The sequence below is a fragment of the Bacillus sp. SIMBA_031 genome (genome assembly GCF_046535225.1).
GTDB lineage: Bacteria > Bacillota > Bacilli > Bacillales > Bacillaceae > Bacillus > Bacillus velezensis.
This window is the reverse complement of the sequence record NZ_JAWRXC010000676.1, coordinates 1-236: the sequence shown is the minus strand read 5'-3', so window position 1 is coordinate 236 and position 236 is coordinate 1. Positions and strand designations below refer to the sequence as shown.

At 37.3% G+C, this 236-nt stretch carries 1 protein-coding gene; it reads left to right on the top strand.

Annotation, left to right across the window (positions count from 1 at the left end; genetic code table 11):
• On the top strand, nt 1-236 hold a 236-nt coding region (locus SB724_RS21770; protein WP_410573153.1), incomplete at both ends, for a hypothetical protein.

Genomic DNA, 236 nt, shown 5'->3' with positions numbered 1-236 from the left:
GATTAATCCTTATGAAGAAAAAAAGGTTTTTGCATTGGCTCCTGCTACTAACGGATTCAATAAGCACAGTTTTAAAATTGCGCTTCCGGATCATCTGTTCTTGAGCAATCAAAGTGCTCAGATACAAAAAATTGAATATAAACTGCAAGATTCGCAGCCGTATCAGGTATTACCTCAAAATCAGCTGATTGATGTTTCTTATCCAGCCGAAGGGGTTTACACTTGGACTTTTAAAC